Raw genomic sequence first — 21,874 nt, 5'->3', positions numbered from 1 at the left:
AGTGTAAGTCGGTAGCAGGCTATTCGATAGCCTCGTATGGAAGGCCGACGTAATTTTCTGCAATGGTTTTTCGACCGGCCTCGGAGTCGACGAAGTACTCCAGTTCTGACTCGGCAATCCGCTGGCTGAAGGCGTCGTGTTCATCGAAACGGTGCAGCATCGAGGTCATCCACCAGGAAAACCGTTCGGCTTTCCATACCCGACGCAGGCAGACCTCGGAGTATTTCTCCAGCAAATCCACACGGCCTTCCCGGTAAACCTTCAGCAGAATGTTGAACAGCGTGCTGACGTCGCTGGCCGCCAGGTTCAGGCCCTTGGCGCCGGTGGGCGGGACGATGTGCGCGGCGTCGCCGACCAGAAACATCCGCCCGTACTGCATCGGTTCGACGACAAAACTGCGTAACGGCGCGATGCTTTTTTCGATGGAAGGCCCCGTGATCAACGACGCTGCCAAGGCGCCAGGCAGACGGGATTTGAGTTCATTCCAGAAGCGCTGATCAGACCAGTTCTCTATGTGCTCGTCGGCCGGCACCTGGAGGTAATAGCGAGTGCGGGTGGCCGAACGCATGCTGCACAGGGCAAAACCGCGCTCATGCCGGGCGTAAACCAGCTCTTCGTGCACTGGCGGCGTGTCAGCGAGGATGCCGAGCCAGCCAAACGGATAGACCCGCTCGAACACTTTCAGGCACTCGGCGGGAATCGACTGCCGGGCCACGCCATGGAAACCGTCGCACCCGGCGATGTAGTCGCAATCGAGTCGATACAGCTCGCCGTCCTTCTCAAAAGTCACGAACGGCTCTTCGGTTTTCATCCCGTGAGGAACGACGTTGCGTGCCTCGTAAATCGTCTGCGCACCGGCCTCCCGACGAGCGGCCATCAGGTCGCGGGTGACCTCGGTCTGACCGTAGATCATCACCGTTTTGCCACCGGTCAGGGCGTGCAGATCGATGTGTACGCGGCGTCCGTCGAGGGCCAGTTCGAAGCCTGTGTGGACCAGCCCTTCGGCGTCCATGCGCTGACCCACCCCGGCCTGACGCAACAGCTCTACCATGCCTTGTTCGAGGACGCCGGCACGGATTCGTCCGAGCACATAATCCGGAGTCTGGCGTTCGAGAATGAGGGTGTCGATGCCGGCGTTGTGCAGCAATTGGCCGAGCAATAAACCGGACGGACCGGCGCCGATGATGGCGATTTGGGTTTTCAGCATTTTCATTGTTTTTATGACTCGCAAGCTTCACACGACCAGGGCCGGTGAATAATTTTTATGGATCGAGTGCTTGCATTTTTCTCTCGCGAGTCTGTCAATTGAAGGGGAAAACTGAGCCGATACCTGTACATTTTGCCAATCGGTGCGATTATCGCCCGCCTACCCCCGAGGCCTGGATTGAAGTGATGAACAAGCCTGACCTACCTTCGATTCCAGTGTTCAAGCTCTACGGTGAAAGCCTGGATTGGCCGACCCCGGACTTGCTGCACTGTGAAACCATTTCCAAACGCAGCCGCGAACACCAATGGGAAATCAAACCCCACCGCCACGCCGACTTGTGCCAGTTGCTCTTCGTATTCAAAGGTCAGGCAGAGCTTGAAATCGAAGGCAAACGTACGCAGCTGACCGAGCCGGCGATTCTCGTTTTGCCGCCGTTATCGGTGCATGGCTATCGGTTTTCCGAGGACGTCGAAGGGTTTGTCGTGACCCTTGCCGCACCGCTGGTTGCTCATCTTCAGGCGCAACTGGGCAACTCGGTGAACGCACTGGCCCAGGCCGAGAGTTATCCGGCGGGCAAGGAAGGCGAATACCTCAACAGTCTGTTTTCAGCGCTGCAAGACGAATACACCGGCCACCAGCCAGCTCGCGAAATGCTCATGCATTCGCTGGTCAGCGTGATCATGGTGTGGATCAGCCGCCAGGTGATTTCCCGCCGCAACGCCAGCCAGCGTCCGCAGCGTGCCCGGGAATACCTCAACGGTTTTATCCAGCTGGTGGAAGAGACCTATCGCCAGCACGTCAAGGTCGAAGACCTGGCGCATCGGCTGGGGATTTCCGTGTCCCACCTCAACGGCACCTGCCGTGAGCTGGCGGGACAACCGGCGTTGCAGATCATGCACGAACGTCAATTGCTGGAGGCCAAGCGCTTGCTGACCTACACCAGCATGACCATTTATGAAATGTCCGACGTGTTGGGGTTCTCTGATCCGACCAACTTCACGCGCCTGTTCCGGCGTCGAGTGGGGATCTCGCCCAAGGCATTTCGCGACCGCTTGAAGGCCGATCAGGATAACGAGGCCTGATCCCCTTCGTTACTTGAGGGCATTGAGGGTTGCGTTGTGGGGAATGCAGCGTTCGAAGTTGCAGCTTGCGTATTCACGGGGTACTTGTCGCAACTGCTCAACGCGCCAGGCCGCGGTGCCATACAGCGCGAGCGTGGCCGCGCAGGTGATGAAAATCGCGAGGTATCTTCTTGTTTTGATGTTCATGGCGTTGACCTCTGAACGAATACCCTTCGGTACTACTTTCAGCATAGGTCAGCGCCAGTGAGTTGCCAGCAACGCGGCTTGCGTATGTACCCCGACATTCAGAGCACTGATGAACCCCTGTGGGAGCGGCGGTGCGGCGATCCGACTTGCTCGCGAATGCGGTGGGTCAGTCGCCATCATTGTTGAATGATCGACCGCTTTCGCGAGCAAGCCCGCTCCCACATTTTGATTCGGTTACAGGCCGATATCCCACTCCGGCTCCTCGGGGAATCTGAGCACCAGAAAATCCAGCATGCTGCGCAACGCCGCCGGCATGTGTTTGCGTGAGGCATACACCGCGTAAATGTTCATCTGCCGGGGTTCGGCGTGGGGCAGCAGGCGGATCAGTTCGCCGCTGTGGATATGCACGCCGGCCTGATAACTGGGGAGCATCGCCACCCCGGCGCCGGCCATCGCCGCGCGCGCCAACGTGCTGGCTTCGTTGGCGCTGATGTTGCCCTGCACCGGCACTGACACCTGCTCACCGTCCTCCTCGAAATGCCAGAGGCTTTTGCCGAAGTAGGAGTGGGTCAGGCAATTGTGCTGGCTCAGGTCTTCGACCCGCAGCGGTGTCGGGTGTTCGAGCAGATAAGCGGGGGAGGCGCAGATCACCGAGCGGCAGACCGTCAGCCGTCGCGCGATCAGGTTCGGGTCCAGGTCGTTGCTGGTGCGGATCGCCAGATCGATGCGCTCATCCACCAGGTTCACCGTGCGGTCGAGCATCTGCAGGTCGATGCTGACGCCGGGATAACGTTTGACGTAAGCGGCCATGGCATCCGCCAGCTGTGCCTGACCGAACGAAGTGCTGACGCTGATCCGCAGCAGCCCGCGCGGCGCTTCGTCCGGCTCGCTGACGGCGGCCTGCATGTCTGTGGACAGGTCGAGCATCTGCCGACATCGAGGCAGGATTTCACTGCCGGCGGCGGTCAGGCTCAGCTTGCGCGTGGTGCGATGCATCAGGCGTGCGCCGACCCAATCCTCCAGCTCCGCCAGATAGCGCGAAACCACTGGCCGTGATAGGTCCAGGTGATCGGCGGCGGCCGACTGGCTGCCGAGGTCAACCACCGTGACGAACACCCGCATTGCTTGTAGACGATCCATGATTTGCCCGCTTTCAGAAACAAACTATGTTCCAGCATCGCATTTTTTGTACTGAGTCATGCAACTAAGCTCTGTCCCATCGCCAAGCACGGCATTCGGACACCGGAGCAACAGATGATCGGCTTCACCTCGCTTAAACGTATTTTGCTAGCCACCGCCACCCTCGGTTTCGCCGCCCACGCAGCGGCTGCATCGACCCTGACCCTGGACGTCTACAACCCGGGCGACAAGGCGATCTTCCCGGTGACCTCGGTGTTGGTCAGCGGCGAGAAAGATGCGATTTTGGTGGATGCCCAATTTGGCAAATCCCAGGCCGAGCAAGTGGTCGAAAAGATCCGCGCCAGCGGCAAGCAACTGACCACCATCTACATCAGCCACGGTGACCCGGATTACTACTTCGGCCTCGACACCCTGACCGCCGCATTCCCCAACGCCAAAGTGCTCGCCTCGCAGCCGACCGTGGACCACATCCAGAAAACCGTCGACGGCAAACTGGCGTTCTGGGGGCCGAAAATGGGCGCCGACGTGCCAGCCAAAACCATGGTGCCGGATGTACTCAAGGGCGACACCCTGATGCTTGAAGGGCAGAAGTTGCAGGTGGTGGGGCTGGACGGCAAGCAGCCGGATCGCAGCTTCGTCTGGATTCCGTCGATCAAGGCTGTGGTCGGTGGCGTTGTCGTCGCAGAAAACATTCACGTGTGGATGGCCGACACCCAGACGCCGCAGTCCCATGCCGATTGGCTGACTACGCTGCATTCCATCGAAACCCTGAAACCGAAAACCATCGTGCCGGGTCATTACCTCGGTGAGAGCGCCCGTTCGCTGGCCGCCGTGCAGTTCACCGCCGATTACATCAAGGCCTTCGACGAAGAAACCGCCAAGGCAAAAGACGCTGCCGCGCTGATCGCCGCGATGAAAAAACGCTACCCGATGCTGGGTGAAGAAAGCTCGCTTGAACTCAGCGCCAAAGTCGCCAAGGGCGAGATGAAATGGGGTGAATGAGTCATGTGGCGAGGGGATTAACTTGTTGCTGTTGGACTTGTCTGTGGCTGTTGGACTTGTCTGTGGCTGTAGGGCTTTCCTGTGGCGAGGGGATTTATCCCCGTTCGGCTGCGATGCAGTCGTCAACGCTTGGGACTGCTGCGCAGTCCAACGGGGATAAATCCCCTCGCCACAGATAAATTCCCTTTCCACAGATAGAGCCCTTCACCACAAAGTCCTTTCATCATCCAGATTTGTACTGATTCACCAAAATCCAACTGGAGAATGTCATGAGCAAAATCGCAATCATTGGTGCCACCGGTCGTGCCGGTAGCCAACTGCTGGAAGAAGCCCTGCGTCGTGGTCACAGCGTTACCGCGATCGCCCGCGACACTTCGAAGATCGGTCAGCGTGTCGGTGTGGTCGCCAAGAATGTCGATGCCCTCGATGCCGAAGCGTTGCAAGCGGCAGTCGCTGGTCATGACGTGGTGATCAGCGCTGCGCACTTCGCGACCCTTCCTGCCAGCGCCGTGATCGGGCCGGTGAAACAGGCCGGTGTGAATCGTCTGCTGGTGGTGGGCGGTGCCGGTTCGCTGTTGCTGCCGGACGGAACCCGCGTCATCGACAGCGAAGGGTTTCCGCCGGCGTACAAGGCTGAGGCCAGTGCCGGTGCGCTGTTCCTGGAAAACTTGCGGCAGGAAAAACAGCTGGACTGGACCTTTGTGTCGCCGTCGGCAGAGTTTGTCGAAGGTGAGCGCACCGGGATGTTTCGGGTTGGCAAGGATGATTTGCTGGTGAGTAGCGAAGGGCGGAGCTGGATCACTTTTGCCGATTATGCGATTGCGATGATCGATGAAGTGGAAGCGCCGAAGCATTCTCGGCAGCGGTTTACAGTCGGATACTGACTCCACTGAAAACTAATGTGGGAGCGAGCCTGCTCGCGAAGACGGACTTACATTCAACATAGATGTCGACTGTCTGGACGCCTTCGCGAGCAGGCTCGCTCCCACAGGGTTACGCGCCAAGCCTTCAGAGCATTAGCGCGCCTGAGCCTGCTCCACCAACCACCCCATCAATTCGCGCAACTTCGGCGAAGGCCCGGGTTTCTCGGGGAAAACCAGGTAATACGCCAACCCGGTTTTCACCTTCAATTCAAACGGCATGACCAGCCGCCCGGCACTCAAATCATCGCCGATCAACGACCAATCCCCGATCGCTACGCCTGTCCCTTGGGACGCCATCGACATCGCCAGGTCCAGCGTTTCGAAATGCTGACCCTTGCCGACATTGCTCAAGCGAATATCCGCAGTGGCCAGCCAGGCCTTCCAGTCCCGTTCATCCCGTGTCGGGTGCAGCAGCATGTGCTGTTCCAGATCCTGCGGCGTCATCAGCGGCACTGGACCTTCCAGCAGAGGTTTGGAGCAGACCGGCGTCAATTGCTCATCGAACAAATGAAAAGAGGCCAGCGCGCTGTCCGGTGGTGCGCCGTACATCACCGCCGCATCGAACTGCTCGCGATGAAAATCCACACCGTGCTTGACCGTGGTGGTCAATTGCACCGGCACATCCGGGCGCTCCCGTTGCCACTGCACCAGCCGTGGCAACAGCCAGCGCATGACACACGTCGGGGCCTTGAGTTGCAGGGTTTCGCGCTTCTCGCCGATCTGCTCCACGGCTTCGTCGATCAAGCCGAAAATCTGCTGGACCCGTGGCAGCCATTCCCGTCCTTCGGCCGTCAGGTCAAGGCCGCGGGCCTGGCGAATGAACAGTTCATAACCCAGATGTTCTTCCAGCCCGGCGATCTGCCGACTCACCGCACCTTGGGTGATGTACAGCTGTTCGGCAGCACGGGTGAAGTTGCAGCACTGCGCGGTAATCAGAAAAGTGTGCAGCGCCGGCAGGGGAGGCAATCGTTTCATTGGGATCCAAGGTATGACGTGAGGACATGGCTAGTATGACTTTTTATCCATTGTTGCGGCTACGTGTCGCCCGTTCCAATGAGGCCATCCCTGGACCTGCCCACTCATCATAAACACTGCGCAGGTCCGGCGTCTCAAACGAACAAAAAGGGCAAAGACATGGCGACGTGCGGCGAAGTATTGGTCAAGTTACTCGAAGATTACGGAGTTGAGCAGGTGTTCGGCATTCCCGGGGTTCACACCGTGGAGCTGTATCGCGGGCTGGCCCGTTCGAGCATCAACCACGTCACTCCGCGTCATGAACAGGGCGCCGGTTTCATGGCCGACGGTTACGCTCGCACCAGCGGCAAACCGGGTGTGTGCTTCATCATCACCGGCCCTGGCATGACCAACATCACCACCGCCATGGGCCAGGCCTACGCCGACTCGATCCCGATGCTGGTGATCTCCAGCGTGCAATCGCGCAGCCAGTTGGGCGGCGGTCGCGGCAAGCTGCACGAGCTGCCGAACCAGAGCGCATTGGTCGGCGGTGTTGCAGCGTTCTCCCACACCTTGATGTCGGCGGCTGAATTGCCGGGCGTCCTGGCTCGCGCTTTTGCACTGTTCCAGGCCGGCCGTCCGCGTCCTGTGCATATCGAAATTCCGTTGGACGTGCTGGTAGAAGAGGCCGATGACCTGCTCGCCAGCGTACCCGTGAACATCGACCGCGCCGGTGCCTCGCCGAGCGCAATCAGCCGCATGACCGCGCTGCTGGCCGGTGCCAAGCGTCCACTGATTCTCGCCGGTGGCGGCGCCGTCGATGCGGCCGCCGAATTGACTGAACTGGCCGAACGGCTGGACGCCCCGGTGGCCCTGACCATCAATGCCAAAGGCATGCTCGAATCCAATCACCCGTTGCTGATCGGCTCGACCCAAAGTCTGGTCGCGACTCGCGCTTTGGTGGCTGAAGCCGACGTGGTGCTGGCGATCGGCACCGAACTGGCCGAAACCGATTACGACATCACCTTCGCCGGCGGTTTCGAGATTCCTGGCGTGCTCCTGCGTGTGGACATCGACCCTGACCAGACCGTGCGCAACTACCCGCCGAAAGTCGCATTGGTAGCCGACTCGCGCAACGCCGCCCAAGCCTTGCTGAGCGAACTGTCCCACCACTCGCTGGCCGAGCGCCGCAACGATTGGGGCCAGGTCCGTGCCGCACGCTTGCGCGACGAACTGGCCGCCACCTGGGATGCGCCGACCCTGGCCCAGACCCGTTTCCTGGAAACGGTTCTGCACGAACTGCCAAACGCAGTCTTCGTTGGCGATTCGACCCAACCGGTGTACACCGGCAACCTGACGTTCAACCCGGAGCGCCCGCGTCGCTGGTTCAACTCGTCCACCGGTTACGGCACCCTCGGTTACGCCTTGCCGGCAGCGATTGGCGCCTGGCTCGGCGGCAGTGTTGAAAACGGCGTGCGTCCTCCGGTGGTGTGCCTGATCGGCGACGGCGGCCTGCAATTTACCCTGCCGGAACTGGCCAGCGCCGTTGAAGCGCGCACGCCGGTGATCGTCCTGCTGTGGAATAACCAGGGCTACGAAGAGATCAAGAAATACATGGTCAACCGCGCCATCGAGCCGGTCGGCGTGGACATCTACACCCCGGACTTCATCGGTGTGGCCAAGGCGCTGGGCTGTGCGGCCGAAGCCGTCTGCGGTGTCGAGCAACTGCGCAGCGCACTGCGCGCTGCCACCGATCGCCAGGGGCCGACCCTGATTGAAATCGATCAGACTGTTTGGATGAAGGCGGTGTCGAAATGAGTTTTCCAACCACTCTTGATGGCCTGTACATCAACGGCCAATGGTCCGCGGGCAACGAACACCTGCGCGTAATCAACCCGGCGACCGAAGCCCTGTTGACCACCGTGAACGGCGGGGATGAACGCGCAGTCGAGCACGCCGTTACTGCAGCGACCAACGCCTTCAAGGAATGGTCGACAACCACCGGCGCCGAGCGCGGCGCGATCCTGCGCAAAATCGCTGCGGGTGTGCAGGCCGGTCGCGAACAGTTGATGCATCTGCAATCGAGCAACAACGGCAAACCGCTGTTCGAAGCGGCCATCGACGTCGACGACGTGATCGCCACCTTTGAGTACTACGCAGGTTTAGCCGAAGGCCTCGATGCCAAGCAAGACAGCAACGTCGAGCTGCCAACCGACGACTTCAGCGCTCGTGTGCGCCGCGAGCCGTGCGGTGTCGTCGGCCTGATCGTGCCGTGGAACTTCCCGATGGTTACCACCGCCTGGAAACTCGCCCCGGCCCTGGCTGCCGGTTGCTGCGTGGTGCTCAAGCCGTCAGAAGTGACGCCGCTGCCGGAACTGGAGCTGGCGACGATCATCGCCGAGGCCGGCCTGCCCAAGGGCGTGTTCAACCTGGTCTGCGGCACGGGCCTGGCGGTCGGTGCGCCGTTGTCGGCCGACCCGCGCATCGCCAAGATTTCCTTCACCGGCAGCAACGCGGTCGGTGTTCAAGTCATGCAACGTGCCGCAGAAACCGTAAAGGGCGTGAGCCTGGAACTGGGCGGCAAATCCTCGCTGCTGGTGCTCAAAGACGCTGACATCGAGCTGGCTGTGGAAGTGGCCTGTGGCGGCGGTTTCTTCAACGCCGGGCAGATGTGTTCGGCCACCAGCCGCGTGCTGGTCGCCGATGAACTGGCGGACGAATTCCTCATCCGTTTGAAGGCCCGCGCCGAAGCCATTCGCGTGGCTGACCCGTTCGACCCGAACGTGGAAATGGGCGCACTGGTCAACCAAGCGCAATACCAGCGCGTGCTTGGTCATATTGATCGCGGTTTGAGTGCTGGCGCCAAACTGGTTTGCGGCGGCAATCGTCCGGCAGACCTGTCGCGAGGCTATTTTTTGCAGCCGACGATTTTCACCGAAGTGCCCCTCGGCAGTGCGCTGTGGTGTGAAGAGATCTTCGGCCCGGTGATCTGCGTGCGCAGTTTTGCCAGCGAAGACGAGGCGATTGCCCTGGCCAATGACAGCCAGTTCGGCCTGGTGGCCAGCGTGGTCACCCGCGATGCCGAAGCGGCAGATCGGGTCGCCAACGCCTTGCAGGCGGGGCTTGTGTGGATCAACGCGCCGCAAGTGATCTTCCCGCAGACCGCTTGGGGTGGCTACAAACAGAGCAGCATCGGCCGCGAGTTGGGGCCATGGGGCTTGCAGGCTTTCCAGGAAATCAAACACGTGATTCGGGCTGTCTGACGGCACGAAAAAGGTGAGCGCATGCCTCGTGATGAGGCATGCGCTGGCGTCATGGCTTCGATGAGTTTTTATCGATAGTCAGGTGTTTTACACGACCTCAGGATGAACTCGCTGGCTCAGCCAAACCCCCGAAAATACGGGGGCTAATGCTGAATCGGTCGCGCGGATGCAACAGTTTTGACCTGCCTTATACCTACAAAAACAAAGGGAGTCCGTAATGGGCGAACATGATCTGAACAGACGTCAATTCATCAAGACCGTAGGCGTAGCCTCGGTGGCCGCGGCCGCCATGAGCATGCCGTTCATCAAGGCCAATGCCAGCGACACACGTTTTGCGGGCAAGACCCTGCGTTTGCTGACCTGGTCCGATGACACCGGCTTGGCAGCCCTGCGTAATATCGCCGCGACCTTCGAAGACAAGTACGGCTGCAAGGTCATCGCTGACCGCACCGGCAGCACCTCGGAAATGGTCGCCAAACTCAAGGCCGGCGGTGATCGTCCACAGTACGACATCATCACCCTGGCAGGCGTCGGTGCCGAAGGTCTGGCCGCCGCCAACCTGCTGGAAAAACCTGACCTCAACCGCATTCCCAACCTGGTTGACGTGCCGGAGAAATACCGCACCGGCGCCAATGGCCACGGCATCGGTTACTTGCTCTGGTGCAACAGCCTGGTCTACAGCACGCGCACTCAGAAAGAAGCGCCGGACAGCTACGCCGCCCTGTGGGACGCGGACCTGGCACCAAACATCTTCCTACCGCCGCCAAACTGGACCGAGGCCATGGACCTGATCATCATCGCCGCCAAACTGGCCGGTGGTGACGAACACAACATCGAACCGGGCTTCAAGAAACTCGCCGAGCTGAAAGATCGCGTAGTGACCCTGGGTGAAAACCCGAACCAGATCGCCGAACTGTTCCGCACCGGCTCGTTGGACATGGGCGGCCTGTACGCGCCGGCATTCTTCCCGAAACAGATCCGCGATCCGGCCTACGGTCTGAGTGCAACCTTTGGCATGAAGGAAGGTTTCTACACTGACTTGATGCAATCGGTGATGCCGAAGAACCGTCCGGGCGACACCGACATGGCCTACGCCTTCATCAACCACTCTCTGGACCCGTTGGTGCAGGGCAAGATGGCTGAGGACATCTACAACGGTCCGGTCAACGCCAAGGCGATCATCTCCGCCGAAGCGCGCAAGAGCCCGTTCATCCTCACGCCTGAGCAGATTGCCGAGAAGGCGATCATGCACGACAACGCCTTCCTGGCCACCGTGCATGACCAATGGATTCGTCGTTACACGGAAATCTTTTCTTCCTGATCGAGTGACGACCACAGGCCCCAAGAGCACCACAAATCAAATGTGGGAGCGGGCTTGCTCGCGAATGCGGTGTGACATTCAACATTGATGTCGACTGACATGGCCTCTTCGCGAGCAAGCCCGCTCCCACATTAGACCGTCGTTGCTTCAAGTCTTGTGTTTGTCAGCTGCTTTCCATTGACGAGACCCTTGCTATGGAACACCAACCTCTGACTCATCCGGTCGTCGCCGCTGCAGTGCGCACCAATCGGGGTGTTTCGCCGACGACGCGTGCCTGGATTTTCCTCTCGCCGTCGATGCTGTTTCTGGGCGTACTGATCGCCGCCAGCCTGCTGGTACTGCGCATGAGCGTGGGCACCAAAGGCGCGGAATGGACCGGGTTCAGCCTGGCCAGTTACGCCCAGCTGCTGGAACCGTATTACCTCAAATCCCTGCTGCTGACCCTGCGCCTGGCGCTGATCAGCGCGGTGATCGCGGTCGTGTTAGCGATCCCGGTGGCCTACACCATGTCGCGGCTGACCTCACCGTTCGTGCGGCGGATCTTCCTCGCCGCGGTGCTGCTGCCATTGCTGGTCAACCTGTTGCTGCAAAGCTATGGCTGGCTGGTGATTCTGGGACCTGGCGGGATGCTCAATCAGGCGCTGATGGGCCTGGGCTTGATCAAGCGTCCGATCATGCTGCTCTACAACCAGAACGGCGTGCTGATGGGCCTGGTGCAAACCGCGTTCCCGTTGGCTGTGCTGCCGATTGCCAGCGCCATGCGCGGTGTCGCCCGGACTTATGAAGAAGCCGCTGCAACCCTGGGTGCCAGCCGTTTGCAGGTGTTCCGCCAAGTGGTGCTGCCGATGAGCATGCCGGGGATCATTACCGGTGCGACGTTGGTATTCGCCTACAACGCCAGCAGCTTCGTGGTGCCCTTGCTGCTCGGTGGCCGACGCGTGCCGATGCTGGCCGTGATGGTCCATGACCAGATCGCCCCGCTGATGAACTGGCCCGCCGCCTCTGCTGCCGGTGTGGTGCTGATTGTCACTACGCTCGCAATCATGACCTTGTCCGAATACATCACTGGCCGTCGTCGGCGCATGCTGGAGGCTTCCCAATGAGCACCCTGATCAAGAAACGTTATGGGCTGCTGCCCGGCGAGACCGGCAAGTTTGCCGGCATCCTCTCGGGCTTCATCCTGCTGCTGGCGGTGTTGCCGATCCTGACCATGATTGTGATGTCGTTCAGCGGTGCGTCGAACCTCGACTTCCCGCCGAGCAGCTACAGCCTGCAATGGTACAAGGCCGCCTGGCACACCTTCGTGTCGCCGGATGCAAGCGATGTGCTGAGCCTCGGCAAAGCCATGACCACCAGCCTGATGGTGGCGTGCCTGACCATGGTGTTTGCCACGATTGTGGCGGTGCCGGCAGCTTACGCGCTGACCCGTTGCGAGTTCCGCGGCAAAGCCGTGGCGCTGCAACTGATGTCGCTGCCATTGGTGTTCCCGATGGTGGTGTTGGGGCTGGCGTTATTGCTGGTGTTTGACAGCCTGCCCTTTCAAATCACAACGTCGCGGCTGGTGATTGCCCACGTGATTCTGGCGCTGCCGTTCGTGGTGAAAAACTGCACCGCCGCGATGCTCTCCATCGGCAGCGAAGTCGAAGAAGCCGCGCAGATGCTGGGTGCTTCACCGACCCGGGCGATTATCGATGTTGTGGTGCCGTTGATGAAGTCGGGGATTCTGGCGGGGATGCTGCTGGCGTTCATCGTCTCGTTCAACGAATTCACCGTGACCTACTTCCTCTACACCATCGACGTCATGACCGTGCCGATCTGGATGTACAGCCGCACCGTGTCTTCGCTCGACCCAACCGTATTTTCGTTTGCCGTGCTGATCGTGCTGATCGACTTCGTGCTCATTTGGGCGCTGGAAAAGTTGGTTGGCGAAGGCGGCGTTTCGTTCTGATTTCTTGAGGTGATTCAAATGACTGGTCTGATTCTGGAAAACGTCGAGAAACATTACGGCTCGGCCTGCGCGGTAAAGGATGTAAACCTGCATTTGCCTGAAGGCAAACTGGTGTGTTTCCTCGGCCCGTCGGGCTGCGGCAAAACCACCTTGCTGCGAATGATTGCAGGGCTCGAAACCCTGAGCGGCGGCGAGATTCGCCTGGACGGTGAAGACATCGGCCACACGCCGGCGCATCAACGTAATTTCGGCATGGTGTTTCAATCCCTGGCGCTGTTCCCGCACATGACAGTGGGGGAGAACATCGCCTATCCGCTGAAACTGCGTGGCGTCAGCAAAGCTGATCAGCAGGCGCGGGTGGTGGAGTTGCTCGAGCTGATTCAACTGAGCGAGATGATTGATCGCCCGGTGGCCAAACTCTCCGGTGGTCAACGTCAGCGCGTTGCGATTGCCCGGGCGATTGCCTCGCGGCCGAAAATCCTGCTGCTGGATGAGCCGCTGTCGGCGCTCGACGCCAAGCTGCGCGAATCGATGCAGGTGGAAATCCGTCAGCTGCAACAACGCTTGAACATCACCACCATCATGGTGACGCACGACCAGCGTGAAGCCATGACCATGGCGGATATCGTTGTGGTGTTGGGTGAACATCGGGTGCAGCAAGTGGGCACTCCGATTGAGATTTATCGTCACCCAGCGAACGAGTTTGTTGCGGACTTTATTGGCTCGGGCAACATTTTCCCGGCCACCGCGTTGGGCAACGGCAAGATCGGGTTGCCGGGTGGCGATGCGCTGGAAGTGCCGATCTGCAGCAGCATTGTGGTCGGTGAGAAGGTGAAGATGCTGATTCGCCCTGAGGACCTGCAACTGTCGCATCCACAGGCGACGGCGGGGAATCGGTTGCTCGGTAAGGTGACGTTTGTGCGTGATATTGGCGCGACGATTGAAACGACCGTGGAGTGTTCCGGGGTGTCGTTTACGGCGTTGAGTACGCCGTGTCAGGGTTTTGGGTTGAGCATTGGCAACCCCGTGTCAGTGACATTGCCGGCTGAGGCGTGCCGCGTACTCGGCGCCTGACTCCTAGAGGTGGATTGACTGTACTGGCCCCTTCGCGAGCAAGCCCGCTCCCACAGTTGACCGCGTTCTTATGAACAACTCGGTCTAATGTGGGAGCGGGCTTGCTCGCGAAGGCGTCAGTAGCCGCACCGCAGAAACCAGATCAAACCGACAACCGCAACCGCGCCAAATCCCGTAACGGCGGAGCCCCAAACAACCGGCTGTACTCACGGCTGAATTGCGAAGGGCTTTCATACCCCACCCGATACCCCGCCGCCGAAGCCTCCAAGCCTTCCGCCAGCATCAACCGCCGCGCTTCTTGCAGGCGCAGTTGCTTCTGATACTGCAACGGACTCATCGCTGTCATCGCCTTGAACCGATGATGCAACGTCGACACGCTCAGGTTCACTTCCTTCGCCAGATCATCGATGCGCAACGGCTGTTCATAGTTGCCATTGAGCCACTTGATCGCCTGGCTGATGCGATGGCTTTGGCTGTTGGCGATAGCGATTTCGTACAGCCGATGGCCCTGCTGACTGCGTAACAACCGATAAAGAATCTCCCGGCGAATCAACGGCGCGAGCATGGCGATGTCTTTCGGCGCATCCAGCAAACGTGCCAGACGCAGCACAGCGTCGAGCATCGCGGTGTCGATCCGTTCGACGTACAAGCCGCGCCCCGTCGGCCGGGTGGGCACACCGAGAGGACCGGCATCGGCAATCAGCGCGGAGATTTCCGCCGGGTCGATATCCAGCCGCACCGCGAGGATCGGTTCTTCAGACGTGACGTTCACCACGCGTCCGCTCAATGGCATCGAGACGGAGACCACCAGGTAGTTCAGCGGATCGTAATTGAAGTATTCATCGGCCAGCCTGACCTCTTTACGGCCCTGCGCCATGATGCACAGCGCGGGTTGCGCCAGTACCGGGGCAAACTCATGGGACTGGCTATGGCGAGACATGAAGAGCGAGCCGACGGCAGTGGCATAAGTGCCATCCTCCGCCGTGTTATGGCGAATGATAGCGGCCAGTTCCGCGCGCTGTTTCTCCATGTCGGCGTCCAGCGGGGCTTGAAAATGATCGAGCGACGACATGCAAGGCATCCTCGGTGGGGCGTCAGTAATGAGGTGAGCATAAGTTTGTGCAAGACGAAGCGGTAGACACATCCTGCCTCAACCTTGCCTGATTCTGCACGGAGTGAATTGACGGCGCCTCTATGACAGGCCAACCCAAGGAAAACTTGCTTGAAAGCCCTGTTTCATTGGCACCAAAGCTTTTACAGGTTGTTACAGGTTTTTCGAGAAGCCGCGCAGGATTGTGCAATAAGCCGGCAGGAATCGACTAACCGCGCTTCCACCGGCGCGCTTAACCTTTGATCCTGTCGCAGCCCGTCCCACGGCTGCCACTCGAGTACCTGGGAGGGTTGAACATGTCTACGCAGATCCCCGTCAGTCATATGGCCTTTGTCCGCGCCCGCGCCGGGCGTTCGGCGGAACTCGGTGCGCGCCTCAGCGCCTTGATCGAGCCGTCCCGTAGCGCACCGGGTTGCCTGAGTTTTACCCTGCAACATTCGCAGTGCGATCCGGAGTTGTGGCTGGTGTCCGGTTTCTGGATGAACCAGCAGGCCATGACCGCTTACTTCAGCACCCCGGCCATGCAGATTTTTGCCGGGTTGGTGCAAGACCTGGTGGTCAACAGCCTGGATTTTCATACCTTCAAGGACGTGTCGGCTGCCCAGGCGCAGGGGCAGTCCCAGTCGTGGGTACACAAAATGGCGGGTTGAGGGTTTAATGGCTCAATTCTCCATTCAGCAGGATCCGCGACATGGCACGCAAAGCCTTTGAAACCTTCGAAGCCGTATCGGCCGTAGTACCCCGTGAGGGCGGTTATAACGCCGCGATTGCCACCAAGGCCATCGGTGGTTCGGGCGCACCGCGCTTTCACAAGCTGCTCGAAGAGCAGACCTTCAAAACTGCCCGCGAGGCCGATGAAGCCGCCGCGCTGCAACTGACCCACCTCAAAGATGTCAGCGAAGACGGCGACCTGATCTGGTAATTACCTTTTCGCCCCCGGGCGATACATCTTGAACAACGCCTCAGGCCCCAGCTGGAAATAATCCGCTGGCCCGCCGCCGCGCAGAATCGGTTCTGCCGCGGCGGTGTCGTACACCCCATCCTTCAACAGCCACTTGGCGATATGCACGGCGACCACTTCGCCGAGAATCAGCCAGCTCGGCACCACTTCGCCGTTCGCCCGCTGCAACTGAATGATCTGCGTGACCTTGCACTCGAAGGACACCGGACTTTCGGCGACGCGCGGCACCTGAATGATTTTCGACGCTGCCGGGGTTAGCCCGGACAACTCGAACTCGTTGACCTCAGACCCGACCATCGCAGAGCACTGGTTCATCTGCTCGGCCAGCGGACGGGTCGCCAGGTTCCAGGCGAACTCGCCGGTGCGCTCGATGTTATTCAGGCTGTCTTTGCGCCCGACACTGGAAAAACCAATGATCGGCGGAATGTAGTTGAAGGCGTTGAAGAAGCTGTAGGGCGCCAGGTTCAAGCGGCCATCGGCATCCTGAGAGGAAATCCAGCCAATGGGACGCGGGCCGACGATGGCGTTGAACGGGTCATGCGGCAGACCGTGGCCGTTGGCGGGTTCGTAGAAATGGATGTCGTCGGGCATGGCGTAAATTCCAGGAGCTCTCGGGAGACGCCATGGTGCAAGGACGAGCCGATAATTTCCAGCAGGAGATCCAAATCCGGGATCGACCCAGAACCCCGTGGGAGCGGGCTTGCTCGCGAAAGCGGTGTCACATCCAACAAATACATTGCCTGTTAAACCGCTTTCGCGAGCAAGCCCGCTCCCACAGGGTTTGGGTTGAGGCAAATAAAAAAGGGGCAGACCGGTTAAGGTCTGCCCCTGTTTTTATTGCGCGGGCGGACTCAGTCCGTCTCGATCCGCGAATGCTTGCGGGTGTCTTTCATGGTCACATAGACCAGCAACGACACGGCAATACAGGCGGTGACATACCAGTAGTAACCGGTTTCCATGCCGATGCTCTTGAACCACAGTGCGATGTATTCAGCGGTGCCGCCGAAGATCGACACGGTCAGCGCGTACGGCAGGCCGACGCCCAGTGCACGGATTTCGGTCGGGAACAGTTCGGCTTTGACCACCGCGTTGATCGAGGTGTAGCCGCTGACGATGATCAGCGCTGCCATGATCAGGAAGAACGCGCCCCACCAGGTCTGCACGGTGTGCAGGGTGGTCAGGATCGGCACGGTGAACAGCGTCCCGAGAACACCAAAGGCAATCAGGATTGGCCGGCGACCGACTTTATCCGAGAGCCCGCCAATGATTGGTTGCAGGCACATGAACAGGAACAGCGTGGCAGCCGAAATAGTGGTGGAGTCGGAGATGCTCATGCCGACGGTGTTCACCAGGTATTTCTGCATGTACGTGGTGTAGGTGTAGAACGCCAGGGTGCCGCCCATGGTCAGGCCGACCACGGTCATCAGTTCCTTCGGATGGCGCAACAAGGTGCGCATCGCGCTTTCCTTGGCCTTCTCTTTCTTGGTGAACGACTCGGTTTCTTCCATGCCACGACGCAGGTACAGCGCGACCACGGCACACAGCGCGCCAATGGCGAACGGGATGCGCCAGCCCCAGGCATACAGCTGCTCGGTGGTCAGGGTCTGTTGCAGCACGATCAGTACTGCCAACGCGATGAGCTGGCCGGAGATCAGGGTCACGTACTGGAAGCTGGAGTAGAAGCCGCGACGATCCTTGGTCGCCATCTCGCTGAGGTACGTCGCCGAGGTGCCGTACTCGCCACCGACCGACAGGCCCTGCAGCAGGCGGGCGAAAATCAGCAGGATCGGTGCGCCAATGCCGATGGTTTCATAACCCGGGCTCAGGGCAATCAGCAGCGAGCCGAAACACATCAGATACACCGAAGCCATCAGCGCTTTCTTGCGACCGGCCTTGTCGGCGTAGAGGCCCATCAGCCAGCCACCGATCGGGCGCATCAGGAAGCCCACGGCGAAGATCGCGGCGGTGTTCAGCAGTTGCGCGGTGGTGTCGCCTTTGGGGAAAAAGGCCTTGGCAAAGTACAGGGAGAAGGCGGCATAGACATACCAGTCGTACCACTCGACCATGTTGCCGACAGAGCCGCTGAAGATCGATTTGATGCGACTGGCAGTGGTTCTTTCTTTGGCAGGCGCAGCTGCCGACCCAAGAGGCAGGGTTTGTGAGTTATCCATGACGGATCCTTCATTTAATTGTTTTTGTGGAGCGCGTTGAAACGCAGCCTGCTGGGGCTATAGCAGGAGATGTGCCAAGGGGAGGAGGGCCGGTTTAGAGGGGTTTTGCAGCTTGAGTGAGCGGAAATCCGCTTATGCTGGAGGGTGTGTGAGCGGAAAATTGCTTATGGGGCATGAAGTGCGTTGTCTGTGCCGGCCTCTTCGCGAGCAAGCCCGCTCCCACAATGGTCCGGTGTACACAGTTCAAATGTGGGAGCGGGCTTGCTCGCGAAGTGGCCTGGTCAGGCAACGCAAAAGTCAGCTGTCTTGCAGGAACATCTCGCGGGTCAGGCCATGGCGCTGCATCTTTTCATTGAACGTCCGGCGCGGCAGTTGCAGTTCTTCCAATACCGCTTTCACATCGCCCTTATGTCGGGTCAGTGCCGCACGCAAACAATGCGCTTCAAACGCTTCCTGCTGCGCCGCCAGCGATTGCCCCGGGTCGATGCCCACCGGTTCAGGCTCGCCCAGGCCCAACACTTGCCGCTCAGCGACGTTCGCCAATTCGCGCACATTGCCCGGCCAGTCATGGCTCAACAGATGGCTCAACTGCGGGCCGCTCAGCGGTGGAAAAGTGCGGCCCAAACGCTCGGCGGCATTTTGTGCAAACGACTCGAACAACAACGGAATGTCTTCACGCCGCTCGCGTAACGGTGGCAGCCGCAACTCGGCCACGTTCAATCGATAGGCCAGGTCTTCGCGAAAGCGTCCGGCCCGGGCTTCGTCGAGCAAATCGGGTTTGGTTGCGGCGATGATCCGCAAATCCACGCGAATACTCTGATTGGAGCCCAACCGCTCCAGCTTCTGCTCCTGCAACACCCGCAGCAATTTCACCTGTTGGGCCAGCGGCATGCTTTCGATTTCATCGAGAAACAGCGTGCCGCCATCGGCGTATTCGAGCTTGCCGATGCGTTTGCCCGAGGCGCCGGTGAACGCGCCGCTCTCGTGACCGAACAGCTCGGCCTCGAACAGCTGCTCGGGGATCGCCGCACAGTTCAACGCCACAAACGGTTTGTCGGCCCGCGGGCCGAAGTCGTGCAGGCAACGGGCAACCAATTCCTTGCCGCTGCCGGTTTCACCGCGAATCAACACATTGACCGGCAGCGTCGCCAGGTCCAGCACTTGCCGACGCAGCGTCTGCAAACCACGGGACACGCCCAGCAGTGTCGCATCGAGTTTGGCGCGGTTGTCCGCCTGTTCATGCAGGGCGCGGTTTTCCAGCACCAGCCGCCGCTTGTCCAGCGCACGGCGCAGACTGCCGAGCAGGGTTTCGGGGCTGAAGGGTTTTTCAAGGAAGTCGTAGGCGCCATCGCGCATCGCTTCGACCGCCATCGGCACATCGCCGTGACCGGTCAGCAGAATCACCGGCAAGTCGGCATCGCGGCGCTGAACCTCGGCCAGCAGTTCCAGGCCGGTCATGCCAGGCATGCGCACGTCGCTGAGGATCACCCCGGGGAAATGCTTCGGCAGCTGCGCCAGGCATTCATCGGCGCGACTGAATAACTGCACCTCGAACCCCGACAGGCTCAGCCATTGTTCGACGGCACTGCGAATGCTGCTTTCGTCGTCGACCACCATCACGGAATTCAGCATGAGCCAGGGGCCTCCAGGTCGATGGGCAAGGTCACGGTGAACACCGCGCCGTTGGCATGATTGTCGGCGCTCAGGCGTCCGCCCGATTCGTGAACGATGGCAAAGGATACGGCCAGCCCGAGGCCCAGGCCATCACCCACCGGTTTGGTGGTGAAAAACGGATCAAACACGTTGGCCAAGTGCTCTTGGGCAATGCCGCCACCGTTGTCAGCAACCGTCAGGCGCCAGAGTTGTTCGTCGGCTTCGAGACGGATTTCCAGGCGTTTGCAGGGTTTGTCCTGCATGGCGTCCAGGGCATTGCGCAGCAAATTGATCAGCACCTGCTCCAGGCGAATCGCATCGCCACGCACCCAGGCCGGGCGCGTCAGGTGCAGCACGGTGCTGATGCGCTCGTCACGCAGGCGCGCATCCAGCAACTGCAAGGATTGATCGACCACCGCCGCCAAATCCAGGCGTTCGCGTAAACCGCTGGGGCTTTTGCGGGCGAAGGTTTTCAGGTGGCCGGTGAGGGCGGCCATGCGCGTCAGCATGTCATCCACCGGTTTGAGTGCCTTGTAAGCGTCGTCGACCCGGCCGTGATCGAGCAGCAGCCTCAGCGTAGCAAGCTGCATGCGCTGGGCGGTCAACGGCTGATTGATTTCATGGGCCAGCGCGGCAGACATCTGGCCGAGGGCGGCGAGTTTGGCCGACTGCACCAGACCGTCCTGGGCGGTGCGCAGGTCGCGGGTGCGCTCTTCCACCAGTTGTTCGAGTTCTTCACGACTGCGCTGGCGCAGCTTGGCCAGACGCCAGCGTTGATTGAGGAACAGCAACAGAAACACCACGGCCAGCCACAACCCGGCAGCGGCGAGCCCGGCGTTGCGCCTGTCTTCGAACGCGATTTGCGGGCGACGCAGCAGGTGCAACGTCCAGCCTTCAGTGCTCAGCGGTAGCGATTCCCACAGGTAATTCGCCGTCCCGTCAGGCCCCACAACCCGCGTCAGATCACTGTTGTCGTCGAAGCGCCGCACTGATTGATATTCGAGCGGTGTCAGCGGTTGTTTGTCGTATTGGCGGGTGGTCTTGAGTTCGGCGTGATCGCTGTCACTCAGCGGTTTCAACAGGCGATAGCGCCAGCCCGGCTGATTGGCGATGAAGATAATCCCGCGTGCATCGCTGACCAGCAACGTGTCGCTGCCCTGACGCCACTCGCGCTCCAGTTCCGGGAACTCGAGTTTCACCACCATCGCGCCGAGGAACTGACCGTTGTCGCCGGTGACTGCACTGGACAGGAAGTAACCGGGAATCCCGCTGGTCACGCCCACCGCGTAAAAACGCCCGGTGCCCTGGGTGCGTGTCTCGCTGAAGTAGGGGCGAAAACCATAGTTGTGGCCGACATAACTGCTGGGCAAACGCCAATTGCTGGCGGCCACCGCCAGACCGGTGTGGTCGAGCAGTTCCAGGGTCGAGGATTGCGCAGCGCCGTTGATCTTTTCCAGTTTGCGGTTCAGTGCGTCCTGCTGATCAGCGGATACCGAACCCTTGAGCGCGGCGCGTAACTCCGGGTCCAGCGCAAGGACTGCCGGCAGGGCGCGGTAGCGGTCGATCAGGGTGTGCAGGGAATTGGCGTAGAGCGCCAATTGCTGATTGGCGCGGGCGGCGTCTTCGACCAGCGCCTGGCGTTCGGTGTGGCGGATGGCAAGCACTGCCGCCAGCGCGGCACCGGCCAGGATCAGCAAGGTATACAACGTCAGACGCAGGGTACGAGAGGTCGGCAGCATGCTTGTCGCAAACGCATAGAAGGTCGGGCCGGCACCATAGCATGGAGTGACAGCGGCTAATCAGTATTTGCCAGGCATGTCAGGCTGCGCACATTACAACGAGGTGCAGCGAGACTCATTCGAATAGCTCGCTGGTGTG

The 21,874-nt window shown here is 60.2% G+C and carries 20 protein-coding genes; 11 read left to right on the top strand and 9 right to left on the bottom strand.

Annotated elements, in window-relative coordinates:
• Positions 1 to 19: 19 nt before the first annotated feature.
• A complete protein-coding gene (gene pobA, locus DFS28_RS25515; protein WP_178082234.1) occupies positions 20 to 1,204 on the bottom strand; it encodes a 4-hydroxybenzoate 3-monooxygenase in 1,185 nt (394 codons plus the stop codon).
• Positions 1,205 to 1,392: 188 nt separating this feature from the next.
• Between pobA and DFS28_RS25510 the strand changes: the two genes are divergently transcribed.
• Complete coding sequence (locus tag DFS28_RS25510; RefSeq protein WP_111451957.1) at positions 1,393 to 2,289, top strand: helix-turn-helix domain-containing protein; 897 nt, start codon at positions 1,393 to 1,395, stop codon at positions 2,287 to 2,289.
• 9 nt (positions 2,290 to 2,298) lie between these two features.
• Here the strand turns inward: DFS28_RS25510 and DFS28_RS25505 are convergent, their stop codons facing one another.
• Positions 2,299 to 2,520 (bottom strand): hypothetical protein, encoded by a 222-nt coding sequence (locus tag DFS28_RS25505; protein WP_033053702.1) that lies wholly within the window; start codon positions 2,518 to 2,520, stop codon positions 2,299 to 2,301.
• Positions 2,521 to 2,709: 189 nt separating this feature from the next.
• Complete coding sequence (locus DFS28_RS25495) at positions 2,710 to 3,615, bottom strand: LysR family transcriptional regulator (RefSeq protein ID WP_111451956.1); 906 nt, start codon at positions 3,613 to 3,615, stop codon at positions 2,710 to 2,712.
• A gap of 114 nt (positions 3,616 to 3,729) precedes the next feature.
• On the opposite strand from DFS28_RS25495, the gene DFS28_RS25490 reads away from it, so the two are divergent.
• Together DFS28_RS25490 and DFS28_RS25485 are read left to right on the top strand one after the other, a co-directional pair.
• Positions 3,730 to 4,617 carry an MBL fold metallo-hydrolase gene (locus tag DFS28_RS25490; RefSeq protein WP_111451955.1) on the top strand — a complete coding sequence of 296 codons (888 nt, stop codon included), beginning with the start codon at positions 3,730 to 3,732 and terminating at the stop codon, positions 4,615 to 4,617.
• Positions 4,618 to 4,886: 269 nt separating this feature from the next.
• On the top strand, positions 4,887 to 5,501 hold the full coding sequence (locus tag DFS28_RS25485; protein WP_111451954.1) for an NAD(P)-dependent oxidoreductase: 615 nt from the start codon (positions 4,887 to 4,889) through the stop codon (positions 5,499 to 5,501).
• 132 nt (positions 5,502 to 5,633) lie between these two features.
• Here DFS28_RS25485 and DFS28_RS25480 read toward each other — a convergent pair whose 3' ends face one another.
• Entirely contained in the window at positions 5,634 to 6,515 is an 882-nt protein-coding gene (locus DFS28_RS25480) for a LysR substrate-binding domain-containing protein (RefSeq protein ID WP_111451953.1), read from the bottom strand.
• Positions 6,516 to 6,674: 159 nt separating this feature from the next.
• On the opposite strand from DFS28_RS25480, the gene DFS28_RS25475 reads away from it, so the two are divergent.
• From DFS28_RS25475 to DFS28_RS25445, 6 genes are all read left to right on the top strand, one after another.
• Entirely contained in the window at positions 6,675 to 8,312 is a 1,638-nt protein-coding gene (locus DFS28_RS25475; protein ID WP_111451952.1) for a 5-guanidino-2-oxopentanoate decarboxylase, read from the top strand.
• Positions 8,309 to 9,757, top strand: a complete 1,449-nt coding sequence (locus DFS28_RS25470) for an aldehyde dehydrogenase family protein (protein WP_111451951.1) — start codon at positions 8,309 to 8,311, stop codon at positions 9,755 to 9,757. The genes DFS28_RS25475 and DFS28_RS25470 overlap by 4 nt, the downstream gene beginning before the upstream one ends.
• A 217-nt stretch (positions 9,758 to 9,974) precedes the next feature.
• A complete protein-coding gene (locus tag DFS28_RS25465; RefSeq protein WP_111451950.1) occupies positions 9,975 to 11,078 on the top strand; it encodes an extracellular solute-binding protein in 1,104 nt (367 codons plus the stop codon).
• 194 nt (positions 11,079 to 11,272) lie between these two features.
• Positions 11,273 to 12,181: an ABC transporter permease gene (locus DFS28_RS25455; RefSeq protein ID WP_111451948.1), complete on the top strand. Its 909-nt coding sequence runs from the start codon at positions 11,273 to 11,275 to the stop codon at positions 12,179 to 12,181.
• Positions 12,178 to 13,026, top strand: coding sequence for an ABC transporter permease (locus DFS28_RS25450; protein ID WP_033057537.1), 849 nt, complete (start codon positions 12,178 to 12,180; stop codon positions 13,024 to 13,026). Before DFS28_RS25455 ends, DFS28_RS25450 begins: the two co-directional genes overlap by 4 nt.
• An 18-nt stretch (positions 13,027 to 13,044) precedes the next feature.
• Positions 13,045 to 14,100: an ABC transporter ATP-binding protein gene (locus tag DFS28_RS25445; protein ID WP_111451947.1), complete on the top strand. Its 1,056-nt coding sequence runs from the start codon at positions 13,045 to 13,047 to the stop codon at positions 14,098 to 14,100.
• A 142-nt stretch (positions 14,101 to 14,242) separates the two neighbouring features.
• Here the strand turns inward: DFS28_RS25445 and DFS28_RS25440 are convergent, their stop codons facing one another.
• Positions 14,243 to 15,172: an AraC family transcriptional regulator gene (locus DFS28_RS25440; protein ID WP_111451946.1), complete on the bottom strand. Its 930-nt coding sequence runs from the start codon at positions 15,170 to 15,172 to the stop codon at positions 14,243 to 14,245.
• Between the two features lie 335 nt (positions 15,173 to 15,507).
• On the opposite strand from DFS28_RS25440, the gene DFS28_RS25435 reads away from it, so the two are divergent.
• Positions 15,508 to 15,861: a putative quinol monooxygenase gene (locus DFS28_RS25435; protein ID WP_111451945.1), complete on the top strand. Its 354-nt coding sequence runs from the start codon at positions 15,508 to 15,510 to the stop codon at positions 15,859 to 15,861.
• Positions 15,862 to 15,902: 41 nt separating this feature from the next.
• Complete coding sequence (locus DFS28_RS25430) at positions 15,903 to 16,133, top strand: hypothetical protein (protein ID WP_033057544.1); 231 nt, start codon at positions 15,903 to 15,905, stop codon at positions 16,131 to 16,133.
• On the opposite strand, the gene DFS28_RS25425 is transcribed toward DFS28_RS25430, so the two are convergent.
• The 4 genes from DFS28_RS25425 to DFS28_RS25410 form a co-directional block, all read right to left on the bottom strand.
• Entirely contained in the window at positions 16,134 to 16,763 is a 630-nt protein-coding gene (locus DFS28_RS25425; RefSeq protein WP_111451944.1) for a flavin reductase family protein, read from the bottom strand. It abuts the gene before it with no gap.
• A gap of 260 nt (positions 16,764 to 17,023) precedes the next feature.
• Positions 17,024 to 18,343, bottom strand: a complete 1,320-nt coding sequence (locus DFS28_RS25420) for an MFS transporter (protein WP_111451943.1) — start codon at positions 18,341 to 18,343, stop codon at positions 17,024 to 17,026.
• Between the two features lie 297 nt (positions 18,344 to 18,640).
• Positions 18,641 to 19,975 carry a sigma-54 dependent transcriptional regulator gene (locus tag DFS28_RS25415; protein WP_111451942.1) on the bottom strand — a complete coding sequence of 445 codons (1,335 nt, stop codon included), beginning with the start codon at positions 19,973 to 19,975 and terminating at the stop codon, positions 18,641 to 18,643.
• Positions 19,969 to 21,735, bottom strand: coding sequence for an ATP-binding protein (locus tag DFS28_RS25410; protein ID WP_111451941.1), 1,767 nt, complete (start codon positions 21,733 to 21,735; stop codon positions 19,969 to 19,971). The genes DFS28_RS25415 and DFS28_RS25410 overlap by 7 nt, the downstream gene beginning before the upstream one ends.
• Between the last annotated feature and the right edge of the window lie 139 nt (positions 21,736 to 21,874).

It is taken from the genome of Pseudomonas sp. 478 (assembly GCF_003254125.1).
Taxonomy (GTDB): domain Bacteria; phylum Pseudomonadota; class Gammaproteobacteria; order Pseudomonadales; family Pseudomonadaceae; genus Aquipseudomonas.
The sequence above is the reverse complement of the archived record's forward strand: the minus strand, read 5'-3'. Positions and strand labels throughout refer to the sequence as shown.